18 protein-coding genes are annotated in these 19,957 nt (G+C 68.2%); 12 read left to right on the forward strand and 6 right to left on the reverse strand.

Translation table 11 applies throughout. The features are described from left to right. A partial coding sequence (locus VNS22_RS00680; RefSeq protein ID WP_325728634.1) for an NAD(P)H-quinone oxidoreductase occupies window positions 1–716 on the reverse strand: 716 nt, incomplete at its 3' end. Window positions 717–880: 164 nt separating this feature from the next. Here VNS22_RS00680 and VNS22_RS00685 point away from each other — a divergent pair. The 4 genes from VNS22_RS00685 (at window position 881) to cobT (ending at window position 5,505) form a co-directional block, all read left to right on the forward strand. Then, on the forward strand, window positions 881–1,492 hold the full coding sequence (locus tag VNS22_RS00685; RefSeq protein ID WP_325728635.1) for a J domain-containing protein: 612 nt from the start codon (window positions 881–883) through the stop codon (window positions 1,490–1,492). Window positions 1,493–1,552: 60 nt separating this feature from the next. Further along, window positions 1,553–2,272: an NUDIX domain-containing protein gene (locus VNS22_RS00690; protein ID WP_325728636.1), complete on the forward strand. Its 720-nt coding sequence runs from the start codon at window positions 1,553–1,555 to the stop codon at window positions 2,270–2,272. A gap of 213 nt (window positions 2,273–2,485) precedes the next feature. Next, on the forward strand, window positions 2,486–3,502 hold the full coding sequence (gene cobS, locus VNS22_RS00695; RefSeq protein WP_325728637.1) for a cobaltochelatase subunit CobS: 1,017 nt from the start codon (window positions 2,486–2,488) through the stop codon (window positions 3,500–3,502). Window positions 3,503–3,585: 83 nt separating this feature from the next. Beyond that, window positions 3,586–5,505 (forward strand): cobaltochelatase subunit CobT, encoded by a 1,920-nt coding sequence (cobT, locus tag VNS22_RS00700; RefSeq protein ID WP_325728638.1) that lies wholly within the window; start codon window positions 3,586–3,588, stop codon window positions 5,503–5,505. 6 nt (window positions 5,506–5,511) lie between these two features. Here the strand turns inward: cobT and VNS22_RS00705 are convergent, their stop codons facing one another. The 4 genes from VNS22_RS00705 to VNS22_RS00720 form a co-directional block, all read right to left on the reverse strand. Next, window positions 5,512–6,468, reverse strand: a complete 957-nt coding sequence (locus VNS22_RS00705) for a fatty acid desaturase (protein WP_325728639.1) — start codon at window positions 6,466–6,468, stop codon at window positions 5,512–5,514. A 17-nt stretch (window positions 6,469–6,485) separates the two neighbouring features. Further along, a complete protein-coding gene (locus tag VNS22_RS00710; protein WP_325728667.1) occupies window positions 6,486–7,220 on the reverse strand; it encodes an amino acid ABC transporter ATP-binding protein in 735 nt (244 codons plus the stop codon). Window positions 7,221–7,230: 10 nt separating this feature from the next. Next, window positions 7,231–7,887, reverse strand: coding sequence for an amino acid ABC transporter permease (locus VNS22_RS00715; RefSeq protein ID WP_325728640.1), 657 nt, complete (start codon window positions 7,885–7,887; stop codon window positions 7,231–7,233). 80 nt (window positions 7,888–7,967) lie between these two features. Continuing rightward, a complete protein-coding gene (locus tag VNS22_RS00720) occupies window positions 7,968–8,732 on the reverse strand; it encodes an ABC transporter substrate-binding protein (protein ID WP_325728641.1) in 765 nt (254 codons plus the stop codon). Between the two features lie 431 nt (window positions 8,733–9,163). Between VNS22_RS00720 and VNS22_RS00725 the strand changes: the two genes are divergently transcribed. The 4 genes from VNS22_RS00725 to VNS22_RS00740 all read left to right on the forward strand — a co-directional run bounded on the left by VNS22_RS00725 (window position 9,164) and on the right by VNS22_RS00740 (window position 14,012). Then, window positions 9,164–10,675 carry an altronate dehydratase family protein gene (locus tag VNS22_RS00725; protein ID WP_325728642.1) on the forward strand — a complete coding sequence of 504 codons (1,512 nt, stop codon included), beginning with the start codon at window positions 9,164–9,166 and terminating at the stop codon, window positions 10,673–10,675. Window positions 10,676–10,860: 185 nt separating this feature from the next. Continuing rightward, complete coding sequence (locus VNS22_RS00730; RefSeq protein WP_325728643.1) at window positions 10,861–12,297, forward strand: hypothetical protein; 1,437 nt, start codon at window positions 10,861–10,863, stop codon at window positions 12,295–12,297. After that, the gene (locus VNS22_RS00735) at window positions 12,294–13,070 is read left to right on the forward strand and encodes a VacJ family lipoprotein (protein WP_325728644.1); all 777 of its coding nucleotides are present in this window, start codon (window positions 12,294–12,296) and stop codon (window positions 13,068–13,070) included. The genes VNS22_RS00730 and VNS22_RS00735 overlap by 4 nt, the downstream gene beginning before the upstream one ends. A gap of 99 nt (window positions 13,071–13,169) precedes the next feature. Further along, complete coding sequence (locus VNS22_RS00740) at window positions 13,170–14,012, forward strand: amino acid ABC transporter substrate-binding protein (RefSeq protein WP_325728645.1); 843 nt, start codon at window positions 13,170–13,172, stop codon at window positions 14,010–14,012. A gap of 20 nt (window positions 14,013–14,032) precedes the next feature. Here VNS22_RS00740 and VNS22_RS00745 read toward each other — a convergent pair whose 3' ends face one another. Further along, window positions 14,033–15,385 carry an Nramp family divalent metal transporter gene (locus VNS22_RS00745; RefSeq protein ID WP_325728646.1) on the reverse strand — a complete coding sequence of 451 codons (1,353 nt, stop codon included), beginning with the start codon at window positions 15,383–15,385 and terminating at the stop codon, window positions 14,033–14,035. Window positions 15,386–15,595: 210 nt separating this feature from the next. Between VNS22_RS00745 and VNS22_RS00750 the strand changes: the two genes are divergently transcribed. From VNS22_RS00750 to VNS22_RS00765, 4 genes are all read left to right on the forward strand, one after another. Next, window positions 15,596–15,811 carry a hypothetical protein gene (locus VNS22_RS00750; protein WP_325728647.1) on the forward strand — a complete coding sequence of 72 codons (216 nt, stop codon included), beginning with the start codon at window positions 15,596–15,598 and terminating at the stop codon, window positions 15,809–15,811. Continuing rightward, window positions 15,792–17,015 carry an adenylate/guanylate cyclase domain-containing protein gene (locus VNS22_RS00755; RefSeq protein WP_325728648.1) on the forward strand — a complete coding sequence of 408 codons (1,224 nt, stop codon included), beginning with the start codon at window positions 15,792–15,794 and terminating at the stop codon, window positions 17,013–17,015. Before VNS22_RS00750 ends, VNS22_RS00755 begins: the two co-directional genes overlap by 20 nt. Beyond that, the gene (locus VNS22_RS00760; protein WP_325728649.1) at window positions 17,012–17,893 is read left to right on the forward strand and encodes an endonuclease/exonuclease/phosphatase family protein; all 882 of its coding nucleotides are present in this window, start codon (window positions 17,012–17,014) and stop codon (window positions 17,891–17,893) included. The genes VNS22_RS00755 and VNS22_RS00760 overlap by 4 nt, the downstream gene beginning before the upstream one ends. A 99-nt stretch (window positions 17,894–17,992) precedes the next feature. Further along, window positions 17,993–19,813, forward strand: a complete 1,821-nt coding sequence (locus VNS22_RS00765; protein ID WP_325728650.1) for an ABC transporter ATP-binding protein/permease — start codon at window positions 17,993–17,995, stop codon at window positions 19,811–19,813. Window positions 19,814–19,957 lie beyond the last annotated feature (144 nt).

Raw genomic sequence — 19,957 nt, forward strand, 5'->3', positions numbered from 1 at the left:
TCCACCGCGGCGGCGTCCAGGTTGCGCGAGACATAGGAGCCGCCGACCATGTCGAGGATCAGGTCGATGCCCTTGCCGCCGGTGGCCTCCCGGACCACCGCCACGAAGTCCTCCCGGCGATAGTCGATCCCGCGCCTGGCCCCGAGATCCTCACAGGCCTTGACCTTGTCCGGGGAACCGGCGGTGGCGAACACTTCCGCACCGAACGCATGGGCCAGCTGGATCGCCGTCACCCCGATACCCGAGCTGCCGCCATGCACCAGGAACCGCTCGCCCTGCCGCAGCCGCCCGCGCTGGAACACGTTGGTCCAGACGGTGAAGAAGGTTTCCGGCAGGCCGCCGGCCTCGACCGTGCTCCAGCCTTCCGGCACCGGCAGCACCTGCTCGGCCGGTGCCGTGCAGTATTCGGCATAGCCGCCGGATGCGACCAGGGCGCAGACCGCATCGCCCAGCGCTACCCCCTCCACGCCCTGGCCCAGCGCCACCACCTCGCCCGCGACCTCCAGCCCGGGCACGTCGGAAGCACCGGGCGGCGGCGGGTAGGCACCCATGCGCTGAAACACGTCCGGACGGTTGACACCGGCACTCGCCACCCGGATCAGCACCTCCCCCGAGCCTGGCTGTGGCACCGGCATCCGGGCGATCTCCAGGACTTCCGGGCCGCCCGGCTGGGCGATCCTGACATAGCGCATGGAGCTGGGCAGCTGGTCCGACATCCCGGCATTTCCTTGGTGGCGGTTCTTCCGGCACCGAAGGCACGGCTGGCGCGGGAGCGCAAGGGCGTGTGCCTTCGGTCAGGCCCGCACCCACCAGACGATCGGTGCCCTTGTCCGGCCCGCTGGCCATCCCCATTATGCGGCATTCCCAGACATACCGAACGATGACCAGCACGACTGCACGATCCAGGGCACGGATGATCGCCGAGGAGCCGCTCCATGCGGCTGCCGGACGCCAGCATGTCCGTGGCGGCGCCCGGGTAGAGGGCGCGTCGCGCGCCTGCGCCTGGCCCAATTGCGACGCCTGCGGCGAGTATCGCGCACCGCGGTCGCGCAACTCGCTGCGCGAATACCAGTGGCTGTGCCTGGAGCATGTGCGCGAGTTCAACCGGAACTGGGATTTTTTCCAGGGCATGAACACGGACGAGATCGAGGCGATGCGCCGCGACGACGTGACCTGGAGCCGGCCCACCTGGCCGCCCGGCCTGAACACGGCCGACCTGCGCCTGAAGGATCCGTTCGAGCTCCTGCACGCCCACGGCTTCACCCGGCAGCGCCCGGAGCCGCCCAAGCGGCCGCCGACCACCGCCCAATCCCATGCCCGCACCCTGGGCCTGGAGCCCGGCTTCACGGTGGCGGAGCTGAAGACCCGCTACAAGTCGCTGGCCAAGCAGCACCACCCGGACCTGCATGGCGGCGACCGGCGCCAGGAGGAGCGGCTGAAGGAGATCAACGCCGCCTATACCTGGCTCCTGGCTCATCCGGGCGAGCGCTAGAGGGCTCCGCCCGGCCACCCTTCCCTTCCCAGCCGCACGCGGCACCAGCGGAGCCACCTGATGACTGGCCAACCGAAGCTTTGCCGGGTCGACGAGGTGGTGGCGCGCCTGGATGAGGGACCCTGGCCATGGGCCATGGCGGAGCGTGCCCGGATCGACGCGCACTGGGCCGGGCTGATCGCGGCCAATCCCGCCTTGTACAACGGCCAGGTCCTGATCGCCCGCGATCGCCGGTTTGCCGGGAACCGGCTGGAGGTGCGCTACACGCCCACGGACTATGCCGCCTTCCTCACCTTTCGCGACCTGGGCTTCCCCGAGCCCTCCACCAGCAACTGCTTCGGCCTGGCGGCACTGCGCGCCTCGGACGGGGGGTTCCTCCTGGGCGTGATGGGCGGGCACACCGCCAATCCCGGCCGCGTCTACTTTCCCGGGGGCACGCCGGAGCCGGCGGACGTCCTGCCGGACGGCCGGGTCGACCTCCTGGGCAACGTGCTGCGCGAACTCGGTGAGGAAACCGGCCTCCGGCCCGAGGAGGTCGAGGTCCGGCCCGGCTGGACCGTGGCGGTCGAAGGCGGCCGCACCGCGCTCATGCGCGACATCCGCATCGACCTGCCGGCCGAGGCGGCACGCGCGCGGATCATGGAATTTCTCGATGCCGAGGCGGAGCCGGAGCTGGCCGGCATCCGGATCATCCGGGCGCCGGAGGAGGCGGAGCAGGACGCGGTGCCGGGCTTCGTCCGGTCCTACCTCCGGCACGCCTTCCGGTCGCAGGCCGACTGAAGAATCCCGCACCGGCAGGCCTCGCACCAGCCCGTCAGGCGCCTACATTAGGCTCAAGGCGGACCCGGCGGGGTTGGCGCGGGTGGAAACGTTCTGCTAGCGTCGCGGTTGTCGGGGTGGGCGTTGCGGGTGCAGCGCCCTCGTTCGGGCGGGCGGTTCGCTCCGCGCCCTGCGCCACCATCGCCTCGCCACATTCGTGTCTTCGGATCCGTCATGACCGTCGCTGATCAGAGTCCGCTCCTCGATCCGTCGAACCGGATCGACCTTCCCGCCAAGCCCGATATCCGGCTCTCGGTCCGCCAGACCTTCGGGATCGACAGTGATCTCGAGGTGGATGCCTACAGCCGGCGCACCGACTATGTGCCCGACCTCGACGAGGCCTACCGGTTCGACCACGACACCACGCTCGCGATCCTGGCCGGCTTTGCCTACAACCGCCGGGTGATGATCCAGGGCTATCACGGCACCGGCAAGTCGACCCATATCGAGCAGGTCGCGTCCCGGCTGAACTGGCCCTGCGTGCGGGTCAACCTGGACAGCCATATCAGCCGCATCGACCTGGTCGGCAAGGACGCCATCGTGCTGCGCGACGGCAAGCAGGTTACCGAGTACCGGGAAGGCATCCTGCCCTGGTCCCTGCAAAACCCGGTGGCGCTGGTGTTCGACGAGTATGACGCCGGCCGCCCGGACGTGATGTTCGTGATCCAGCGCGTGCTGGAGAGCCAGGGCCGCATGACCCTGCTCGACCAGAACAAGGTGCTGCGCTCGCACCCGTCCTTCCGGCTGTTTGCCACCGCCAACACGGTGGGCCTGGGCGACACGTCCGGCCTCTACCATGGCACCCAGCAGATCAATCAGGGCCAGATGGACCGCTGGTCGATCGTGACCCAGCTGAACTATCTGGAGCACGACGCCGAGGTCCGGATCGTGCTGGCCAAGTGCCCGGACTACGACACGGTCGAGGGCCGCAAGCAGGTCTCGCAGATGGTGAGCCTCGCCGACCTGACCCGCAACGGCTTCGTGGCCGGCGACGTCTCGACGGTGATGTCGCCGCGCACGGTGATCACCTGGGCAGAGAATGCGCGGATCTTCAAGAGCCTGCCGCTGGCCTTCCGCCTGACCTTCCTGAACAAGTGCGACGAGGCCGAGCGGACCACCATCGCCGAGTACTACCAGCGCTGCTTCGGCCAGGAGCTGCCGGAATCGGCGACGCGGCTGGCTTTGGCCTGATCAGTTGGGGGCCTGACCGGCCGGCGGCAGCGCAGGCCAGGACCGGTGGCATGGCCGGTCGGCGGCATTGAAGGAGTGGCAGGGTGGCAGTCGTGGCAACCCGTTCCGGAACGCCCGAGCAGAGCAACCAGACGGCGCGCGAGCGGATCGACAATTTCCAGCGGGTCGTCGGCGCCACCGTGCGTGCGATGGCGCGCAAGCCGAGCCTGGACGTCCAGTTCCGGGCTGGCGAGAACCGGCGCCCGACGGAAGGCCAGGCCGGCGGCGAATCGGTCCGTCTGCCCACGCCGCGCCAGGACTTCGCCAAGGCCGATCTCGCCCGGATCCGCGGCGAGGGCGACCAGTCGGCGCTGCGCCTGCGCCACCATGACGCCAAGCTGCATGCCCGCCACGCCCCCAATGGCGAGATCGCCCAGCTCGTCTACGACAAGATGGAGCAGGTCCGGGTCGAGGCGCTGGGCTCGTCGCGCATGGCCGGCGTGCGCGAGAACCTGCTCAACGCCTGGAAGGCCCGCACCCGCCCGATCGAGAGCGGCGGCCAGGAGCAGGCCGGGCACATGGCGGAGATCGTCGAGCTGTTCGCCCGCGAGCAGTTGCTGGGCACCGAACTGCCCCCGCCCCATGCCAAGGCGCTGGAGCCCTGGCGCGACTACCTGGCCCAGCACATGGCCGGGCACCTGCCGAAGCTGGAAGCGCTCCTGGCCGACCAGGAGCGGTTCGCGCTCGAGATGCGCGACCTCCTGAACGATCTGGGCTTCACCACCGAGGATCTGCCCGAGGACGGCGAGGGGCAGGACAGCCCCGAGGACCAGGACGACGACCAGGAAGAGGGCGGCGAAGGCGGCGAGCAGGGCCAGGACGGCGAGGGCCAGGACCAGCAGCAGGACAGCCAGACCAAGGAGGTCAGCGCTGCCCAGGATGCCGCGATGGCGGAGGCCGGCGAGGGCGACGAGAGCCAGGAAGCCATGGCCGAGATGGGGTCCGAGGACGAGGGCGAGGCGCCGGCCACCAACCGGCCCAAGACCGGCCACAACCAGGGCGATCCCAACGCCTACAAGGTGTTCACCCGCAAGTTCGACGAGGTGGTCACGGTCGACGAGCTGTGCGGCCCCTCCGAGCTCACCCGGCTGCGTGGCCAGCTCGACCTGTCGCTGCAGCGCTTCCACGCCATGATCGGCAAGATGGCGAACCGGCTGCAGCGCAAGCTGATGGCCCAGCAGCAGCGCTCCTGGCTGTTCGACCTGGATGAAGGCATCCTGGATGCGGCGAGGCTCACCCGCGTGGTGGTCAACCCGAGCCACGCGCTGACCTTCAAGGTCGAGAAGGAGACCGACTTCCGCGACACGGTCATGACCCTGCTCATCGACAATTCAGGGTCGATGCGCGGCCGGCCGATCGCGGTGGCGGCGATGAGCGCCGACATCCTGGCGCGCACGCTGGAACGCTGCGGCGTCAAGGTCGAGATCCTGGGCTTCACCACCCGGGCCTGGAAGGGCGGCCAGTCGCGCGAGCAGTGGCTGCGCGAGGGCAAGCCTGCCAACCCGGGCCGGCTGAACGACCTGCGTCACATCATCTACAAGGCCGCCGACACGCCCTGGCGGCGCGGCCGGCGTGCACTCGGCCTGATGCTGCGCGAGGGGCTGCTCAAGGAGAATATCGACGGCGAGGCGATCATGTGGGCGCATGAGCGCCTGCTCGCCCGGCCCGAGCAGCGTCGCATCCTGATGGTGATTTCCGATGGCGCCCCGGTGGATGACAGCACCCTGTCCTCCAACCCCGGCAACTATCTGGAGCGGCACCTGCGCCAGGTGATCGAGCAGATCGAGACGACCTCTCCTGTCCAGCTCCTGGCGATCGGCATCGGCCACGACGTGACCCGCTATTATCGCCGCGCGGTCACGATCTCCGATCCGGAGCAGCTGGGTGGCACCATGCTCAAGCAGCTGGCCGAGCTGTTCGACCTGGACGACGAGCGGCCGGGCCGCCGACGCCGGGCGGCCTGACGCGGCTCAGGCCCGTCCGCCGGCGACCGCCTTCGCGAACTTGCCGTTGAAGCGGGCATAGCCCCGCTCGGTCTGGCGCAGATGCGCCCGTGCATGCTCATGCAGCGCCGGCAGCCGGTGAAACGGCACGGTCGGAAAAGCATGGTGCTCGGCGTGGTAGGGCATGTTCCAGGCGAGGAAGCGCACGATCCGGGTCGTGAAGGTCGTGCGCGTGTTTTCCAGCATGTTGGCGACATGCGAGCAGCGGGCGTGCTCGGCGAGCAGGTAGGCGCGCAGTAAGGGCTGGCCCAGCACGACCGGCACGAGCCAGGTCCAGAGCAGCAGGGTCGAGCCGACGAGGAGCGAGCCCAGCAGGAGCAGGACGTAGGCCGCCAGCATCGCCCGCGCCTCCAAGACCATCTGCGGCCGGGCGCCCTTGGGCAGGAACGGGTCGGTGATGGCGCCCCGCGCATTGGCGACCAGCGTGCGGAGCATCGACCACCACAGCGGCAGGCCCGACAGGTAGCGGGCATACTGCCAGAGCGTTTCGGGCTTGGGCGACATCAGCTCCGGATCATGGTCCGGATCGTGGGTGTGCCGGTGGTGGGCGAAGTGGAAATACTTGAACCAGCAGGGCGGGACCAGGATCAGGAAGCCCGCCAGATGCGCCACGGCCGTGTTCAGCCAGCGCGTGCGGAACGCGGTGTTGTGGCTGGTCTCGTGCAATGCTGTGAACAGGAACACGATCAGGATGCCCTGCGGGAGCAGGAGCAGCGGCCAGCCGGGCACGGCCTTGCCGATCAGGACGCCCAGCAGGACGATCAGGCCGAGATGGGCGAACAGCTGGCGCAGCCCTGGTCCGTCAGTCAGGGACGTGAGCATCCGGCGCTGCTCGGCGTCCAGGCTGGAGACCAGGCGGCGATGATCGAACTCGCCCGATCCGGCTTCGGCCATCTGCTCCTCCTCCTCCTGCGCCCGATCCACCGCCGATCCTAGCGCGTTCAGTCGATCGGGTGCAGGACCCGGTGGAGGAAGTCCTGGGTGCGCGGGTGCTTCGGCCGGACCAGCACTTCCGATGGCGGACCCTGCTCGACGATGATGCCGCCGTCGATGAACAGCACCCGGTCGGCCACCTCGCGGGCGAACGCGATCTCGTGGGTCACGATCAGCATCGTCATCCCCTCCTTCGCCAGGTCGCGCATCACGGTCAGCACCTCGCCGACCAGTTCCGGATCCAGCGCCGAGGTCGGCTCGTCGAACAGGATGGCGCGCGGTTGCATCGCGAGCGCCCGGGCGATCGCGACCCGCTGCTGCTGGCCGCCCGAGAGCTGCTGGGGATGATTGTCGGCCTTGGCGGCGAGCCCGACTCGCTCCAGCAGGGCGCGGCCCCGCTCGGTCGCCGATGCCCGGTTCTCGCCCTTCACATAGACCGGCCCCTCGATCACGTTCTCCAGCACGGTCCGGTGCGGGAACAGGTTGAAGCGCTGGAACACCATCGCGACCTCCATCCGCACCTCGCGGATGGACTTCTTGTTGCGGTCGACCAGCTGGCCTTCGACCAGCACCCTGCCCTTCTGATAGTCCTCCAGCCCGTTCACGCAGCGCAGCATGGTGGACTTGCCCGAGCCGGACGGGCCGATGATGCAGACCACCTCACCCTTGCCGACCGTGGCGTCGATGCCTTTGAGGACCTCCAGTGCGCCGAAGCTCTTGTGGACGTCCTGGAACTCGATCATCGCCATGGGATCAGCGCCTCCGGCCCATGCGTTTCTCCAGCCAGCGGCTCAAGCCCATCAGCGGCAGGCACATCACCAGGTAGAGCAGCGCCACGGTGGTGAAGACCGCGGTGTTCTTGAAGGTCGAGGACGCGATCAGCTTGCCCTGCAGGGAGAGCTCCGCGACCGTGATGGTGGATGCCAGCGAGCTGTCCTTCAGCATCATGATCATGGTGTTGCCGTAGGAGGGCAGGATGATCTTGATCGCCTGCGGCAGGATCACCCGGCGCATCATCAGACCGCGCGACATGCCGATCGACTGCGCGGCCTCGGTCTGGCCATGGTCGACCGCCTCGATGCCGGCGCGGAAATCCTCCGCCTGGTAGGAGGAATAGGCGATGCCCAGGCCGATGATCGCGGCCTGCAGCGCGGTCAGCGCCAGGCCCAGCTCCGGCATCACGAAGTAGATGTAGAAGAGCTGCACCAGGATCGGGATGGCGCGCAGGATGTTGACGATGGTCGCACTGGTCAGGCTGAGCACGCGATTGGAGGACAGGCGCATGATCGCCCAGACCAAGCCCAGCACCGTCGAGAAAATGATCGAACCGACCGTCACGATGAGGGTGAGCTGGATGCCCTTCATCAATGCCGGCAGGAAATTGATCATGTCCTGAAGAAAGCTGCTCATGCCGAACTTCTTCGTGATATGGGCGGCGGCCGAGGGCCGGCCGCCGCGTCGCACTCTTCAATCGAGTTCGGGGGCGAGCCTCAGTTCAGGCTCCACTTCTCGATCATCTTGTCCAGCTCGCCACTCGACTTCAGCTCCGCGATCGCCGCATTGATCTTGGTCATGCGCTCGGTGTCGCCCTTGGCAGTGATGATGCCGATCTTGCCGGGCAGCGCCGTCTGGTAGCTCTTGACCAGGTGAACATCCGGGAACTGGCCCTGGCCCAGATAGTAGGAGGCCACCGGATAGTCGACGAAGCCGGCCTTGATACGCCCGGCATTCACGTCGTTCATGACGGCCGGAATCGTCTCGTAGGCCTTCACCTCGCTGAAGATGCCGGCCTCCTCCAGGGCGGCGATATAGACGGTGCCGACCTGGGCACCGACGACCTCGCCCTTCATGTCCTGGAACGAAGTGTATTCCGTGGTGTCCTCCTTGGAGACCACCATGCCTTCGCCGAAGCTGTACACGTCGTCGGAGAAGTCGACGACTTCCGCACGGGTCGGCGTGTTGTACATGGCGGCCGAGATCAGGTCGATCTTGCCCGAGGTCAGGGAGGCGATCAGGGCCGAGAACTCCATCGGCTCCATCTGGACGTCGAAGCCGACCTTCTCGCCGATCACCTTGATCAGCTCGACCATGAAGCCGTCGATCTGGTTCTGATCATTCATGAAGGCGAACGGGATGCCCTGGGCTTCCGTGCCCACCCGCAGCGTCTCCGCCCGGGCCTCGTCGGTGATCGCCGGCAGGGCGGCGAGCCCGACCGACAGGGCGAAAGCGCTTGCGAACAGTGACTTCAGACGCATGATTGTACTCCCCTCGAACTTGCAAATGGCCATGGCGGCTGGTGCCCCATGGTCCGCATCACCATGGGCACGAACATCTACTTGCTCGTGTCCATTGGCGCCATGCCTTCTCCTGGCCGGTCTGACATGCCGGCTGCCGGTCATGCTCGTTGCACGGCGGCATCGGGCTTGCTCACGGCGCCATGACATCATGCAAATCGGGTGCCGCAGCGGCTTATCCGACATCTTGCAAATCGGGCGCCGCGACGCCTTATGAGGGGCCGCTGCATCGTGCAGCGCGATCTGGAACGGTTCACGTCTTTTAGCCAAGCCGGCTGCCTGACCGGACGACCCGACCGCGTCCGGGCGTCCTCGCCCCTGGCACTGATTCTTGGAACGCTTATGATGTGCGCGGATCAACCCGGGGCCCAACGACCTTGACTGAGCTTGCCTTGACCATCCGCCTGAACGCCAACGACAACACGGTCGTGGCCAGGCTCGACATCCTGCCCAACACCCATCTGGGCAACGAGGATCTGCGCACCGCGCAGCGCATTCCAGCGGGGCACAAGGTCGCGACCCGGCCGATCGCCAAGGGCGAGCCGATCCGCAAGTTCAACCAGATCATCGGCTTCGCCAGCCAGGACATCGCACCCGGCGAGCATGTCCACGTCCATAACTGCGTGATGCAGGACTTCGACCGCGACTATGCGGTGGGCGCCGACGTCAAGCCGATCGAGTATGTGCCCGAGAACCAGCGCCCGAGCTTCCAGGGCTATCTGCGCAATGACGGGCGCGCCGCCACGCGTAACTATATCGGCGTGCTGTCGACGGTGAACTGCTCGGCCACGGTCTGCAAGTTCATCGCCGAGCGCTTCCCCAAGGAGATCCTCGACCAGTATCCGAACGTCGACGGCATCGTCGCCATCACCCATGGCACGGGCTGCGGCATGGCGGATGCCGGCGAGGGCTACGGCAATCTCCAGCGCACGCTCTGGGGCTTCGCGCGCCACCCGAACTTTGCCGCCGTGCTGATGATCGGCCTGGGCTGCGAGGTGAACCAGATCGACTTCCTGCTGGACGCCTATCAGATCCAGCCCGGGCCGAACTTCCGCACCATGACCATGCAGGCCACGGGCGGCACCCGGAAGACGATCGAGCGGGCGCACGAGATCATCAAGGAGATGCTGCCGGGCGTGAACCAGTATGCCCGCCAGCCGGTCTCGGTCTCGGAGATCAGCTTGGCGCTGCAGTGCGGCGGCTCGGATGGCTATTCCGGCATCACCGCCAACCCGGCGCTGGGCCATGCCGTCGATCTGCTGGTCCGCAACGGCGGCACCGCGATCCTGTCCGAGACCCCGGAGATCTACGGCGCCGAGCACCTGCTCACCCGCCGCGCGGTGGACGAGAAGATCGCCGCCAAGCTGATCGACCGGATCAAGTGGTGGGAGCACTACACCTCGATCAACGGCGGCGAGATGAACAACAACCCCTCGCCGGGCAACAAGGCGGGCGGGCTCACCACCATCCTGGAGAAGTCGCTGGGCGCCACCGCCAAGGGCGGCACGCTCAACCTCCATGGCGTCTACAAATATGCCGAGCCCGTCACCGCGCGCGGCTTCGTCTACATGGACAGCCCCGGCTACGACCCGGCCTCGGCCACCGGCCAGGTGGCGTCCGGCGCGAACATGATCGTGTTCACCACCGGCCGCGGCTCCTGCTTCGGCTTCAAGCCGGCGCCGTCGATCAAGGTCGCGACCAACACGCCCATGTACCGCCGCATGGAGGAGGACATGGACATCAACGCCGGCACGATCATCGACGGCGAGGAGACGATCGAGCAGGTCGGCGAGCGCATCTTCCACAAGGTGATCGAGGTCGCGAGCGGCAACCACTCCAAGTCCGAGGAGCTGGGCGTGGGCGACCACGAGTTCGTGCCGTGGATGGTCGGCGCCGTGATGTGATCCGGCCGGGCACCGCCCGCAAAGGCGGTGCCCGTCCCCTTTCTGTTTTTCCATTCGCAAGCTGATCCGGGGTCCTGGCCGGCTCGCGGCCGGCACTGATGGTGGCCTTGTCCTGGGTCGGCACCGATGGTACCGGCTTTCGCTCCCCCAGGCGGGTTCGATCGGCGCAGGAACGTGAACGTGCCGTGGGACGGTCGAGGCGCACCGGCTGGTCGGTCCGCGCGACGCCGATCTTCCGCGAGTGGCCCTTGCCCATGACCCGACCGAGCGTCGCGCTGGACCCGTCCGATGGCTGCCACGGCCCCAGCCGGCGCCAGTTGCTCGGGATGACGGGCCTGCTGGCGCTGGGCGGTTGCGCCACTTCCGCCGGTCATGCGCCGGCCAGCCTCGCCCCAGCCGACGCCGCGGCAAGGGCTGCGCCGTTCCCGTTCACGAACCCTTGGGTCGCCACCGTGGTCGGCACGCCCGCCGAACTGCGGGCAGTGCTGCCCGACGGGCCGGCACCACGGCGCGCGACGCTCGAGCAATTCCCCGGCCGGGCGATCCCGGAGGGGTTCTGGTACTATGATGGCGGCCTGACCTACTCGACCCTGCTCCAGGAGCGCCCGGCCCCCCTGGTGTTCGTCATCGCGGGCACCGGTGCGGACGACCGCTCGCGGCTGATGATCCTCCTGGCGCGGACGCTGCACGCCGGCGGGGCACACGTGGTGCTGATCCCCTCGCCCAGCCATGCCAACTTCATCGTCACTGCCAGCAGCACCTTCATGCCCGGCAACAGCGAGCAGGACGCGGCCGATCTTCTCAAGGTGATGGATGCGATCCGGCACAGGCTGGCCGGCCGGATCCAGGTGACCCGCTACGACCTCACCGGCTACAGCCTGGGCGCCTGGCACGCCGCCTTCGTGGCCAGGGCCGACGCGGCGCGGGCGGAGCCGATCGGCTTCGACCGGGTGCTGCTGATCAACCCGCCGCTCAATCTCTACCACTCGATCCAGCAGATCGACGCGATGCTCTACAAGGGCCTGCCCCAGGGAATCGACGGGCTCGACCACTTTCTGTCCCGCGTGACGGCACGGCTGGCCTATGCCATGGGCCCGACCGACCCGCTCGACTTCTCCGGCCAGGACGTGCTGCTCGACCTGTACCGCCGGCTCCAGCCCAGCGACGAGAGCCTCGCCACCACGGTGGGGCTGGCATTCCGCCTGTCGACCACGAACCTGATCTTCACCTCGGACGTGATGAGCCGGTCGGACTACGTGTTCCCGCGCGGCCAGGAGTTCCGCTCGACCACGCCGCTCGGCGACTATCTCGCCGTGACGCTGCGCCTGAGCTTTGTCGACTATTTCGACGATCTGTTCATCGAGCGCTATGCCGGCGGCGGCCTGACCCGACAGGATCTGATCGACCGGAGTGACCTCCGCTGGATCGGCGGCTGGCTGGCGGGGCAGAAGCAGATCGGCCTGATCACCAATGCCGATGACGTCATCCTGGCGCCGGGTGATCTGGACGAGCTGCGCGAGATCTTCGGCGAGCGCGCCTGGGTCCATGCGTATGGCGGCCACATGGGCAATTTGGCCTTCTGGCCGGTGGTCGAGCAGATCAGCGGCTACTTCACGGCATGACCAGCACCATTGGCCCCAGCACCGCCGCTGCCCTGCTCCTGCTGCCGCTGGCCGGCTGCGCCACGGCACCGCCTGAGCCGCAGGGGCTGGCCCCGCCGCGCCGGCCGATCACCGAGTTCCTCCGGCCAGGCGAGACCAGGGAAGCCGCCAACCCGATCGCGATCTACGACCCGTTCGAGCGCACCAACCGGGCGATCTACAAGTTCAATGCCCAGTTCGACCGGTACGTCTACCTGCCGGTGGTGAACGCTTACACCTTCGTGACCCCTGCACCGGTCCGCCGGAGCGTCAGCAATTTCTTCAACAATCTGGAAGAGATCACGACCTTCACCAACTCGGTGCTGCAGGGCAAGGTGGAGAAGGCCTCGCCCACCCTGTTCCGGTTCATCATCAACTCCACGGTCGGCCTGTTCGGCCTGTTCGATCCCGCCAGCCATCTCAACCTGCCGCGCCAGGACGAGGATTTCGGCCAGACGCTGGGCTACTGGGGCCTGGGCGACGGCCCCTATCTGGTCCTGCCGATCCTGGGGCCGTCGAACCTGCGCGACGCCACCGGCCTGGGCGTGGACCTCGGCACCGACTGGGTCCTGCTCCAGCAACTGCCGAGCGACGTGCGCGACGACATCTTCTACGACCTGCTGTTCTGGGGGCTCTGGCCGATCGATGCCCGCTACCAGATCGACTTCCGCTACCACTCGACCGGCTCGCCCTTCGAGTATGACCTGGTGCGCTACTTCATCACCAAGTCGCGCGAGGTGAAGATCCGCAACTGACTGCGCCCTTCCTCTTGACGCATGGTGTGAAAACCGGGCAGCGCGGAGGCGCCCACACGGTCGCCGACCGTCCCGGCAACTCCAGGGAGGAAACGACGCATGCGCATCCTGTTCGCGGCCGGCCTGATCGGCCTGGGCCTGACCGCCGCCACGGCGGAAGCGGCGACGCTCGACCGCATCAAGGCGAGCGGGACGATCACACTGGGCTACCGCACCGACGCCGAGCCCTTCTCCTATGAGAGCCCGATCGGCGAAGCCGCCGGCTACAGCGTGGCGTTGTGCAAGGCGATTGCGGCCGGCATCAAGACGGAGCTGGGGCTGGACGCGCTGGAGGTCCGCTACCTGCCGGTCAAGGACGAGGGCAGCTTCGCCGAGCTGCTGGCGGGCAAGGTCGACCTGGTGTGCGGGGCCACGACCCAGACCCTGGCCCGGCGCGAGCTGGTCGACTTCTCGCTGCCGACCTTCGTCACCGGCTCGACCCTGCTCTACCGCCAGGACGGGCCCAGGAGCTTCGAGCAGCTGGCCGGGCAGAAGATCGGGGTCAGGGCCGGCACCACCACCGAAGCGGAGCTGAAGGAGGCGCTGGCCGAGGAGCAGTTCCAGGCGGAACTGGTCGCGGTGGACAGCCATGAACAGGGCGTGGCCGACCTCGCTGCCGGCAAGCTCGCCGCCTATTTCGGCGATGGCGCCATCCTGCTCTACCAGTGGCGCAAGAGCCCGGACGCCGACCGGCTGATGATCTCCAGCAACCTGTTCTCCAACGAGCCCTACGCCCTGCCCCTGCCCAAGGGCGACAGCGACTTCCGTCTCGCGGTCGACCGGGCACTGGCCGGGCTCTATCGCGACGGCATCGAGCAGGTCTTCACCGCTTCGTTCGGCCCCGGCGCCGAGCCGTCCACCCTGGTGCAGGCGCTCTACCTCATCAACGCGCTGCCGGAATGAGCGGAACGCCGACCTGATCCTCAGCCGCCGAGCAGGAAGTCGGCGATCAGCTTCAGGTTCAGGACCACGATCAGCAGCGCGATCGTCCAGCCGAGCAGGAGCTGCCAGCGCGGCGCCATCAGCGGGCCCAGGCGCAGGCGGTCCGAGGCGAACAGCATGAGCGGGATGACGGCGAACGGCAGCTGCAGGGACAGGATCACCTGGCTCAGGATCAAGAGCTCGGCCGTGCCGCTCTCGCCATAGAGCCAGGTGACCACCACCGCCGGCACGATGGCGACCAGCCGGGTGATCAGGCGGCGCAGGAAGGGCGGGATCCTGAAGCGCAGGAAGCCTTCCATCACCACCTGGCCGGCCAGCGTGGCGGTGACCGTCGAGTTGATGCCGCACATCAGCAGGGCCACCGCGAACAGGATCGCCGCGAGGCTGCCGCCCAGCAGCGGCGCCATCAGCTGGTAGGCGTCCTGGATCTCGGTGACGTCGGTCCGCCCCCCTGCGTGGAACACCGCGGCCGCGGTGATCAGGATCGCGGAGTTGATCAGCAGTGCCAGCACCAGCGCGATGCTGCTGTCCCAGCTGGCGAAGCGGATCGCCTCGCGGCGCTGGGCGACCTCGTCCCCGACCGCGCGGGACTGCACCAGGGCGGTGTGGAGGTAGAGATTGTGCGGCATCACCGTGGCCCCGATGATGCCCATGGCGATGTAGAGCTGGTGCTGGTCGGTGACGATCGAGGCGGCTGGCAGGTAGCCCTGCAGCACCGCACCCCAGTCCGGGTCGGCCAGGGCGATCTGCACCACGAAGCAGACCAGGATCAGGGTAATCAGGCCGAACACCAGCGCCTCCAACCGGCGCACGCCCTTGTGCTGCAGCCAGAGGATCAGGAAGGCGTCCAGCGCGGTCAGCACCACGCCGTAGAGCAGCGGGATGCCGAACAGCAGCTGCAGCGCGATGGCCGTGCCGATCAGCTCGGCCAGGTCGGTCGCGCAGATCGCCAGCTCGGCCAGGAGCCAGAGCGGGTAGGCCATGCTCCTGGGAAACCGCTCGCGGCAGAGCTGGGCGAGGTCGCGGCCGGTGGCGATCCCCACCCGGGCGCACAGCGCCTGCAGCAGGATCGCCATCAGCGAGGACAGCAGGACCACCGAGAGCAGCGTGTAACCGAATGCCGAGCCGCCGGCGAGTCCGGTGGCCCAGTTGCCCGGGTCCATGTAGCCGACCGCGACCAGGTAGCCCGGGCCCAGGAATGCCATGAGCTTGCGCACGAAGCCGCCGGCAGCGGGCACGGCGATGGTGCCGTGCACCTCCGGCAGGCTCGGCAGCGGCGTCGTGCCAGGCCGGTCGGACAGGTGCGCGGCGCCTTCGGGGGGTGGAGCAGCCATCATGTTCCGGAGCGGGTTCGAGAATCGCACGGCAGTCCTGTAGCGTGCCGGCCAGGGAAGCAAGCTCGCGCACAGGCAGGACTCGTGGACGGTTGCCCGGTTCCCTTCCGTCTCTGCGTCCGGCCGGCCACAGCCCCGATGGCTTGATCGGTGCCCGGGCAAGGCGCACATGCAGCCGATGTTCATTCCTGCTGCCACGGCGCCCCGACCATGACGATGTCCTGGACCATCGGCTGGCTGATCGTCTCGACGCTCCTGGCGGGCCTGGGTGCCTGGCAGGACCGCCGGCCGGTCGGGCTGGCCCCGCCGCCGCTGGTGCCGGCGCTGTTCTGGCTGGCGCTCGGCACCATCGGCATCGTCCTCTGCCTGGCGCACCTCATTTCGCTGCTCACCGGGGTGGAACTGCATGGCCGAGGCAATTTCTGACTGCTGCCCGGACTGTGCCGGCCAGCTCCTGGACCTGTGCGACGAGCTGCTGGCCCGCGCTTCCGACTTTCCCGATCCCGGCGAGTTCATCGGCCTGGTCGCGGCCAGGCTCACCGCGATCGGCCTGCCGATCCTCCGCCTCGCGGCAGGCGGCGACCTGCTCCATCCGACCATCGAGGGCATGGGCTGGCGCTGGCGGCCAGCCACGGGCGTCGAGTCGCTGATGATGGAGCGGCGGGAGAACTGGGACGTCGAGGACTGGATCAAGAGCCCGATCCGTCACCTGATCGAGACGGGCGGCCAGTCCATCCAGTTGCCGACCGACGATGAGCGCCTGGCCGCGCGGTTCCCGATCCTGGCGGAGCTGCGCGAGGAAGGTGTCACCGAGTACCTGCTGTTCACCGAGCGGGTGCGCGGCGCGTTGCGCATCACGGTGGACAACGACGTCTGGATGTCCTTCGCCCATGGTGGCGGGTTCCGGATCGACGCGGCCACCGCGAAGGGGCTCCGCCGCATCGCCAGCATCCTGGTGCTGATCATCCAGGCCCATGCCGCGCTGTTCACCGTGCGCACCCTCCTGGGCGTCTATCTCGGCGACGATGCGGCGCAGAAGGTGCTGGACGGTAATGTCCTGCGCGGCCAGGCCGATCCGATCAGCGCGGTGATCTGGTACTCGGATCTCGCCGACTTCACCAAGATCACCGACGAGAAGCCGCCCAAGGGCGTGCTGGCGCTGCTCAACGACTATGCCGCGACCATTTCCGACGAGCTGGCGCGGCATGGCGGCAACGTGCTCAAGTTCACCGGCGACGGGATCCTCGCCGTGTTCCAGCATGACGATGGTGCGGCTCGTGCCCTGGCCGCGGTGGACGATACGCGGCGGGTCGTGGCCCGGCTGAACGAGCAGCGGGCCCAGCGCGGCGCACCGACCACGAGCGTGTACGTGGCGCTGCACCATGGCGAACTGCTCTACGGAAATTTCGGCAGCACCACCCGGATGGACTTCACCGTGCTGGGCCAGGCGGTGAACCAGGTGGCCAGGATCGCCGCCCTGTCGCGCAGCCTGGACCAGCCGGTGATCCTGAGTGAGGCATTCGCCCTGGCGGCACCGGCCGAGCGTCATCGTCTGGTCTCACTCGGCCGCTATGCGCTGCGTGGCGTGACCCGCCCGCAGAACCTCTTCACCCTGGATCCGACCGCATGATCTCGCTCGTTACCTGGAACATCCAGTATGGCCGCGGCCGCGACGACCGGGTCGACCTGGAGCGCCAGGCCGATCTCCTGCGCCCGTTCGACATCATCGGCCTGCAGGAAGTGGAGCGCTTCTGGCGGCGGACCGGCGAGGTCGACCAGGTGGCGCGGCTGGCCGAGCTGCTGCCCGACCACTACCATGTCTACGGCCCCGCCACCGACATCCTGAAGCAGCACGGGCCGGGCCCCAAGGGTGCCGTGCGTCGCCAGTTCGGCAATGCGGTGTTCTCCCGCTTCCCGATCCTGATTGCCAACTCGGTGACCCTGCCCAGGCGCGCGGCCATGGGCATCCCGACCAGTGCCCGAATCGCGCTCGACACGATCCTAGAGCTGCCGTCCGGCCGGCACCTGCGCTTCTGTTCGACCCATCTGGACCATGCCCAGGCCGACCTGCGCCTGGAGCAGGCGGACGCCCTGCTCCGGCTCTACCGCGAGGCGGCCCTGTCCGGCGGCATCTCGCACGGTGCCGCCGGGCGCGACCATCCCTGGTGGGGAGAGGAGATCCAGGCACCCCCGGTGCCGCCGGACATGGTGCTGGTCGGCGACTTCAACCTGACGCCGAAGGAGCCGGCCTATGCCCGGCTCGTGGGCGCCTGCGACCCGCATTTTGGCCGGGTCGCCCATCTGGACGGGTTCGCCGACGCCTGGACGCTCAGCGGCCACGCGGAGGAGGAAGGCATGACCTGGTGGGACGATCCGCAGGTGGCGCCGCGCCGGCTGGACTATGTGCTGGTGACTGCGGGCCTGGCGCCGCTGGTCCGCTCCTGCCGGATCCTGCCGGGCGACCTGTCCGACCACCAGCCGGTCGCGGTCGAGCTGGAACTCGACTGAGCCCGGTTTTCCTGGACCCGTTCCAGCCAGCCGCGTAACGAGCGGCCATCGCCAGCATCCGCTCTGCTTTCTGGGCCGGATCGGGCAAGCGGAGAGCGGATGCAGGGGTCGATCGAGCCAGCACGCGAGCCACGGGCAGGACTGGCGGAGCTGCGGCGCCTGCTGGCCTTCGTGCTGCCCTATCTCTGGCCGAAGGGGGAGCCCGGCCTGAGGGTCAGGGTGGTGCTGGCCAGCATCGCCATGGTGGCGGCCAAGCTCCTGAACATCCAGGTGCCGTTCTTCCTCAAGCGGGTGGTCGACGCGCTGGGCGTGCCGGCCGACCTTCTGACCATCCCGCTGGTGGCACTGATCGCCTATGGTGCGGCCCGGCTGGGTGCTGCCCTGTTCCAGGAGCTGCGCGACGCCCTGTTCGCCCGGGTGGGCGAGCGGGCCGGGCGACGGGTGGCGATCGGCGTGTATCGCCACCTGTTCGACCTGTCGCTGCGCTACCACCTGGAGCGCCGCACCGGCGAGCTCGGCCGCTCAGTCGAACGCGGGGTGAAGGCGATCAGCTTCCTGCTCACCACCGCCCTGTTCGCCATGGGCCCGGTCCTGGTCGAGCTGGTCCTGGTGCTGGGCATCCTGCTCCGGCTCTATCCCTGGAGCTGGGCGCTCACCGTGTTCGTCACGATCGCGGTCTATGCGGCCTTCACCATCTGGACCACCAACTGGCGCACCCGCTACCGGCGCGAGATGAACCGGCTGGACAATTTGTTCGCCGGCCAGGCGGTGGACGGGCTGATCAACTACGAGATGGTCAAGGCGTTCACCGCGGAGGAGCACGAGACCCGGCGGCTGGACCAGGCGATGGCGCAGTACGAGGAAGCCGCCGTCCGCTCCCAGACCTCGCTCTCGCTGCTGAACACCGGCCAGGCCGCCATCATCGCGATCGGCGTGACCGTGCTGATGGGCCTGTCCGCGGCACGGGTAGTGGCGGGCGAGGCCACGGTGGGCGACGTGGTGCTGGTCAACGCCTTCATCCTGCAGCTCTATCTGCCGCTGAACTTCCTGGGCGTGCTTTATAGGGAGTTGCGCCAGTCCCTGATCGACCTGGAGAACCTGGCGGGCCTGTCCGGCCTGAAGCCCGAGGTGGCCGATGCCCCGGACGCCCGGAAGCTGGCGCTGGCCGGCGGCGAGGTGCGCTTCGAGCATGTCAGCTTCGCCTATGACCCGCGCCGGCCGATCCTGGACGACCTGTCCTTCACCATCCCGCCCGGCCGCAAGCTGGCGATCGTCGGCCCGTCCGGGGCCGGCAAGTCGACGGTGGTGCGCCTGCTGTTCCGCTTCTACGACGTGAGCTCCGGCCAGATCCGGATCGACGGCCAGGACCTGCGCACACTGCAGCAGCGCTCCCTGCGCCAGGCGATCGGCGTGGTGCCGCAGGACACGGTGCTGTTCAACGACACGATCCGCGCCAACATCGCCTATGCGCGGCCGGACGCCGGCCAGGAGGAGATCGAGGCCGCGGCGCGGACCGCGCAGATCCACGACTTCATCCGCCTGCTCCCGGAGGGCTACGACACCGTGGTCGGCGAGCGCGGGCTCAAGCTGTCCGGCGGGGAGAAGCAGCGGGTGGCCATGGCGCGGGTCGTGCTGAAGGACCCGCCGATCCTGATCCTGGACGAGGCCACCTCGGCGCTCGACAGCCGCACCGAGCAGGCGCTGCAGGCGGAACTACGCCAAGTAGCAGCCGGCCGCACCACGTTGGTGATCGCGCATCGCCTCTCCACGGTGGTGGACGCCGACGAGATACTGGTCCTGGAGCGGGGCAAGGTGGTCGAACGGGGCGACCATGACCGGCTGCTGGCGCATGGCGGCCTGTATGCGCAGATGTGGCGGCGCCAGCACGAGCGCGTGCCCGGCAGCAATCCGGCGGACTGACCAGCCGGCGCAACAGGCGGTGGCCTGCGGGTCACGTCACCAGAATTTCCAGTAATAATTCCGAATTCGGGTCCAGGAGCCCGCCGCTGCTGCATGCAGAAAAAAGCCAGAATTGGCAGGCGTTTGACAGATACGCCAAAGCGT

The organism is Geminicoccus sp., from assembly GCF_035556675.1.
Taxonomy (GTDB): Bacteria; Pseudomonadota; Alphaproteobacteria; order Geminicoccales; family Geminicoccaceae; genus Geminicoccus.

Excerpts from the sequence above, each read along its gene's own strand:
- VNS22_RS00685 (WP_325728635.1), top strand. The coding sequence starts at position 881 with ATGACCAGCACGACTGCACGATCCAGGGCACGGATGATCGCCGAGGAG.
- VNS22_RS00690 (WP_325728636.1), top strand. The coding sequence starts at position 1,553 with ATGACTGGCCAACCGAAGCTTTGCCGGGTCGACGAGGTGGTGGCGCGC.
- cobS (WP_325728637.1), top strand. The coding sequence starts at position 2,486 with ATGACCGTCGCTGATCAGAGTCCGCTCCTCGATCCGTCGAACCGGATC.
- VNS22_RS00710 (WP_325728667.1), bottom strand. The coding sequence starts at position 7,220 with ATGATCGAGTTCCAGGACGTCCACAAGAGCTTCGGCGCACTGGAGGTC.
- VNS22_RS00715 (WP_325728640.1), bottom strand. The coding sequence starts at position 7,887 with ATGAGCAGCTTTCTTCAGGACATGATCAATTTCCTGCCGGCATTGATG.
- VNS22_RS00720 (WP_325728641.1), bottom strand. The coding sequence starts at position 8,732 with ATGCGTCTGAAGTCACTGTTCGCAAGCGCTTTCGCCCTGTCGGTCGGG.
- VNS22_RS00735 (WP_325728644.1), top strand. The coding sequence starts at position 12,294 with ATGACCAGCACCATTGGCCCCAGCACCGCCGCTGCCCTGCTCCTGCTG.
- VNS22_RS00740 (WP_325728645.1), top strand. The coding sequence starts at position 13,170 with ATGCGCATCCTGTTCGCGGCCGGCCTGATCGGCCTGGGCCTGACCGCC.
- VNS22_RS00745 (WP_325728646.1), bottom strand. The coding sequence starts at position 15,385 with ATGGCTGCTCCACCCCCCGAAGGCGCCGCGCACCTGTCCGACCGGCCT.
- VNS22_RS00750 (WP_325728647.1), top strand. The coding sequence starts at position 15,596 with ATGACGATGTCCTGGACCATCGGCTGGCTGATCGTCTCGACGCTCCTG.
- VNS22_RS00755 (WP_325728648.1), top strand. The coding sequence starts at position 15,792 with ATGGCCGAGGCAATTTCTGACTGCTGCCCGGACTGTGCCGGCCAGCTC.
- VNS22_RS00760 (WP_325728649.1), top strand. The coding sequence starts at position 17,012 with ATGATCTCGCTCGTTACCTGGAACATCCAGTATGGCCGCGGCCGCGAC.
- VNS22_RS00765 (WP_325728650.1), top strand. The coding sequence starts at position 17,993 with ATGCAGGGGTCGATCGAGCCAGCACGCGAGCCACGGGCAGGACTGGCG.